5 protein-coding genes are annotated in these 4,814 nt (G+C 40.7%); 1 reads left to right on the forward strand and 4 read right to left on the reverse strand.

Features of this window, described 5'->3' with window-relative positions; all coding sequences use genetic code 11:
- Window positions 1–193 precede the first annotated feature (193 nt).
- A complete protein-coding gene (locus CBI42_RS10395; protein ID WP_094753940.1) occupies window positions 194–757 on the forward strand; it encodes a hypothetical protein in 564 nt (187 codons plus the stop codon).
- A gap of 250 nt (window positions 758–1,007) precedes the next feature.
- Here CBI42_RS10395 and rpsD read toward each other — a convergent pair whose 3' ends face one another.
- The 4 genes from rpsD to CBI42_RS10415 all read right to left on the reverse strand — a co-directional run.
- On the reverse strand, window positions 1,008–1,619 hold the full coding sequence (gene rpsD, locus CBI42_RS10400) for a 30S ribosomal protein S4 (RefSeq protein ID WP_000092756.1): 612 nt from the start codon (window positions 1,617–1,619) through the stop codon (window positions 1,008–1,010).
- A gap of 194 nt (window positions 1,620–1,813) precedes the next feature.
- Entirely contained in the window at window positions 1,814–2,866 is a 1,053-nt protein-coding gene (locus CBI42_RS10405) for a sensor histidine kinase (protein ID WP_070479518.1), read from the reverse strand.
- Window positions 2,863–3,561 carry a response regulator transcription factor gene (locus CBI42_RS10410; protein WP_094753941.1) on the reverse strand — a complete coding sequence of 233 codons (699 nt, stop codon included), beginning with the start codon at window positions 3,559–3,561 and terminating at the stop codon, window positions 2,863–2,865. The genes CBI42_RS10405 and CBI42_RS10410 overlap by 4 nt, the downstream gene beginning before the upstream one ends.
- Before the next feature lie 123 nt (window positions 3,562–3,684).
- On the reverse strand, window positions 3,685–4,814 hold a 1,130-nt coding region (locus CBI42_RS10415; protein WP_142294103.1), incomplete at its 5' end, for an SSURE domain-containing protein.

A 4,814-nucleotide genomic window follows, 5' to 3' on the forward strand; every position in this document is an offset into this window, starting at 1 on the left:
ACAGAATATAGCGTTTTAGTTAAAGCAATAGCTGTATGTTACAGAGGTTAAATAATGGGTCATTCCGTTTCATGACTTACACCCTATTAGTTAGACAAAAATATCTAGCTGATGGGGTGTTTTATTATAAAACTAACATTACATAGTCTTTCTCTATATTCTTTCAACTGATAATATTTAAGGAGAAACATTAATGAAAATAAAATTTAAAGAAAGCAATACCATTACTTCGATAAAATACAAATCTTTTTTATTTGTAAAATTGCCACTACTAGCTATTTTGTACGCAGTTGTTATCAACTTCATACTTAGTTTTAAGTTGACAGCTATAAGTGACTTGCTAACGTCTAAAGGCATTGTCCCTTTAATCTTAATTATTCTACTAGCTTATCTTACCTTCAAGAACTATGCTTCTTTTAAAAACTTACGTGAAAATTATAAAGCTAAGAATATTGATGGTATTAATATACTGGTAAAACTTATTCGCATACATGATAGAGTTAAGGTCAGAGAGCTTGGATTTAATAAGACAATCTATAACTACACATTTTCATGGGAAGATATCATTTTCCCTGCCATTAACAACCATATAAACGGCTCAAAACTTGAACCACTCGTTAAAAAGTATTCTTTACAAGTACTGTCTATGAATATTCCTGCAAAAATGATTGGGAATGTGATCTATGTTGATGCAAAGGTATTGGAAGAATGTATTAAAAATGATATTGAAGAAAGAAGTAAACTTTCAAACATTTAAGGATGAACTTTGTTGTAGTCATAAATAAAAAAGGCTCTTTGTCAACTGTAGTGAGTTGATGAAGAGCCTTTTTTCTAAAGCATTCATGGTAGCACCTCCTTTAGACTACTATATCACTTTGAACTATATCGGTCTAGTTACGTATAGATACTTATAGCTGGATACTAAGAGAAATCAAAAAAGCACTAAGGGAAAGCGCCCCAAAGTGCTTAATATCAAGGCTTTACAGCCTATCTTATTCAATAAAATATTACAACATTTTGTTATAGAATTCAACGACAAGTGCTTCGTTGATTTCTGGGTTGATTTCGTCGCGTTCTGGCAAGCGAGTCAATGAACCTTCCAATTTTTCAGCGTCGAATGATACGAATGCTGGACGTCCAAGAGTAGCTTCTACTGCTTCAAGGATAGCTGGAACTTTCAATGATTTTTCACGAACTGAGATCACTTGACCTGGAGTTACACGGTATGATGGGATATCAACACGTTTTCCATCAACAAGGATGTGACCGTGGTTTACGAATTGACGAGCTTGACGACGAGTAGTCGCAAGACCAAGACGGTAAACAACGTTATCCAAACGACGTTCCAAAAGAAGCATGAAGTTGAAACCTAGAATTCCGCCTTTGATTTTTGTAGCTTGTACAAACAAGTTACGGAATTGTTTTTCACCTACACCGTAAGTAAAACGAAGTTTTTGTTTTTCAGCCAATTGCAAACCATATTCTGACAATTTAGAACGGTTGTTTGGTCCGTGTTGTCCTGGTACGTAGTTACGACGTGCCAATTCTTTACCTGTACCTGTAAGTGAAAGGCCAAGGCGACGAGCTTGTTTCCAAGATGGTCCTGTATAACGTGACATGTGAATGTCCTCCTGATATAAATAATATTTCGGTGGAAATAGTCACTTAGAAAGCCCTGATTCGTGCAGATGCCCTTCGCCTAAACAGCCAAGGTTACTTATCATAAGACACCTGTTGACGAGCTTCATGCTTTCCTGCTGATATTTCGCACAAAATCCATTTTACCATGAATGGCTAGATTTGTAAAGGGGTTTTAAGCTTTATTTTCATTGCCAGAGAGGTTAAGAAGGAGGGTAAAGGTGCTTCCTAGACCGTACTGGCTGCTGACTGTAATTTCTCCACCCAATTGATGGGCCAATTCACGCGCAATCGCAAGTCCTAAGCCATGACCACCTGTTTTCATGTTACGCGAAGTTTCTACACGATAAAGGCGTTTGAAAATATTCTCCAAATCCTCTGGGGCAATCCCCTGTCCCTCATCGGTCACACTGATTGAAAGCTGGTTATTCTCCACTTTAGCCACCACTTCCAGCTTGGTTCCTGGAGCAGAGTATTTAAAAGCGTTATTGACCAGATTCACCAAGATACGAGAAAGCTTGGCATAATCTCCCTCAATCCGAGCAGACTCTGGGATTACCTGCAAGTGGACATCTCGCTCCTCCTGCTCAATCAAGAACTGAAATTCACTCATGCACTCAATCAAGAGCTGGTCCAGAAAAATGCTGTCTTTGCTGGCAATTTCCACCTGATTTCTAGCTGTGTTTAGGGTCAAAAAATTCAACTCTTCAACCAGTTTATTGAGTCTTTCCGTCTGGCGCCCAATGGTTGCTAGATAATGGTCCTGTTCTCCTTCCTTGATAACCCCATCCAAAATTCCTTCTACCGTCGCTTGGATTGACGTGATAGGGGTCTTGATATCATGCGAAAGTTGGGCAATCATCAAGCCCTTTTCACGTTCGCTTTCTTCCAAGGAATCAAAGGTGGCCTGCAAATCATGGGACATTTCATTGAAAGCTTGGCCTAATTGTTGAAATTCTACAGGGCCTTGAACCTCCAGATTTGATGGAAAGTCCTTATCCGCTACCCGCTTGGCATGTTCCTTGAGTTTGCCCAATGAAGTAAAGACCGGCGATAGGAGAAAGAGACTAATCCCAGCACCGATAAAACTAGCCACGAGAGTCATACCCACTAGGAAATAAATTTCTCTTTCTTCAATTAACATTCGCTGGATGGCCCAAAAAACCACGATAATCGTTAGGAGTGTTGAAATGATATACCCCACTAAAATATAACTTTTTAATTTCATTGACTACCTCGTGCTTTCTCAATTTTGTAGCCCAAGCCCCAGACGGTTTTGATGGTCGGTGTTTCTGAACTAGCATGTTTAGCCAACTCCTGTCGCAGAGCATGAATATGAACATTCAAGGTATTAGTATCATCCACATAGTCTTCCTGCCAGATCTTTTCATAGAGGTCTGTCTTAGAAAAAACTCGCTCTGGATTGCTAGCTAGAAGCCATAGAAGTTCGAAGGATTTGACGGTCAAATCAAGCGCCACATCTCCGACTTGGACCTCATGACTACCGTGATTCATCCGTAAATCCCCGAGACTGACGACCTCTGTCTCACCTCCACGATGAAGGCGACGTAAGATATTGTGTACACGCAAAACCAGCTCACGAGGGCTAAAAGGCTTGGCAATAAAGTCATCTGCCCCTAAGCTCAGGCCATAAATCTTGTCCTGCTCGCTAGTCTTAGCCGTGATAAAGAGAAAAGGCTGATCTGGAGATTGATACTGAACCTCACTAATCAAGTCATAACCATCCATCCGAGGCATCATGATATCTGTAATAATCAAATCAATCGCTTTTCGCTTGAAGATTTCCAAGGCCTCCACTCCATCATGGGCCACCAAAACCTGATATCCTGCCTGAACCAGATAGCGTTGATGAATATCTGTGATTTCTACCTCGTCATCAACGAGTAAAATTGTCTTTCCCATCTGTATCTCCTTTGAAAAAAACAGTGCTATACCACAATAGTATAACACTATTTTTATCTCTTTACGAACATTCTAAACAATATCTGGATTTTTCAAATCCTAGATAGAAAGTCTGTAACTAGACTAGTCATTTTCCTCTTTTTTAGCTTTCAAGCCGAGTCCACCTAGAAGTCCGGCCAAAGCTAATCCAAAGAATCCAAGAGTAGCCATTGATGTTTGGGCTTCACCAGTATATGGAAGCATGTCTTTTTGGTCTTTCATTTGAGCAGCCATCATTGGACTTGACACCTTGTTAGTAGATGCCATCTTGCCCTCATCTGGCATTTTACTTGAGGTTACCATAGGCTGGCTAGCATTCATGGTTTTGTCCTGCTCTTTGTTAGGCATCATCTTATCCTGACTAGCAGCTGGCATTTTAGATTTCATATCATTGAGGGACTTATACCCATTCAAGTTCACTGTCAATTCTTTAGTCGCTACGAGGTTGCTCAGATCGGCCTTGCCGTCTTTAGCACCGTAAACTTTGATGGTAGCTTTATAGCTTTGTGTACCATTTTGTTTCAAAAGGTCAAGCAGCTCTTTATCTGATTTACCTTGAGTACCTGCCAAGCCCACTTCATAGAAGTAAAGGCCTTTGCCCAATTTTTCTACTGGTGGGAGAGCGGGGTTTTTAGCTGAACCATTGTCTGACCATGGAGCCTTGTCTGAGGCTTTCAAGATAAGGCGAGTTAACATACCGTCACCGGCGAAGAATTCATATGGAATGACTTGGTTGACACCGGCTGTGAACGGTCCAGGGAAATTAGCTTTATCTAGATAAGTGGCTGGGACGTCTACTGTATCTTTGGTGTTGTCGGCTACGCCTTTTTGCACTTCAGCTGGAGTGGTTAAGCCGTTCAAGTTGACATCCAAATCCTTAGTCGCTACAAGATTGCTCAAATCGGCCTTACCGTCTTTGGCACCGTAAACTTTGATGGTAGCTTTATAACTTTGAGTACCGTTTTGTTTCAAGAGGTCTAGAAGCTCTTTATCTGATTTACCTTGGGTACCTGCCAAGTCCACTTCGTAGAAGTAGAGGCCTTTGCCCAATTTTTCCACTGGTGGGAGAGCGGGATTTTTAGCTGAACCGTTATCTGACCATGGAGCCTTGTCGGATGCTTTCAAGATAAGGCGAGTTAACATACCGTCACCAGCGAAGAATTCGTATGGAATAACTTGATTGACACCAGCTGTGAATGGGCCTGGGAAGTTCG

The sequence above is a fragment of the Streptococcus sp. KR genome, assembly GCF_002238115.1.
Classification (GTDB): domain Bacteria; phylum Bacillota; class Bacilli; order Lactobacillales; family Streptococcaceae; genus Streptococcus.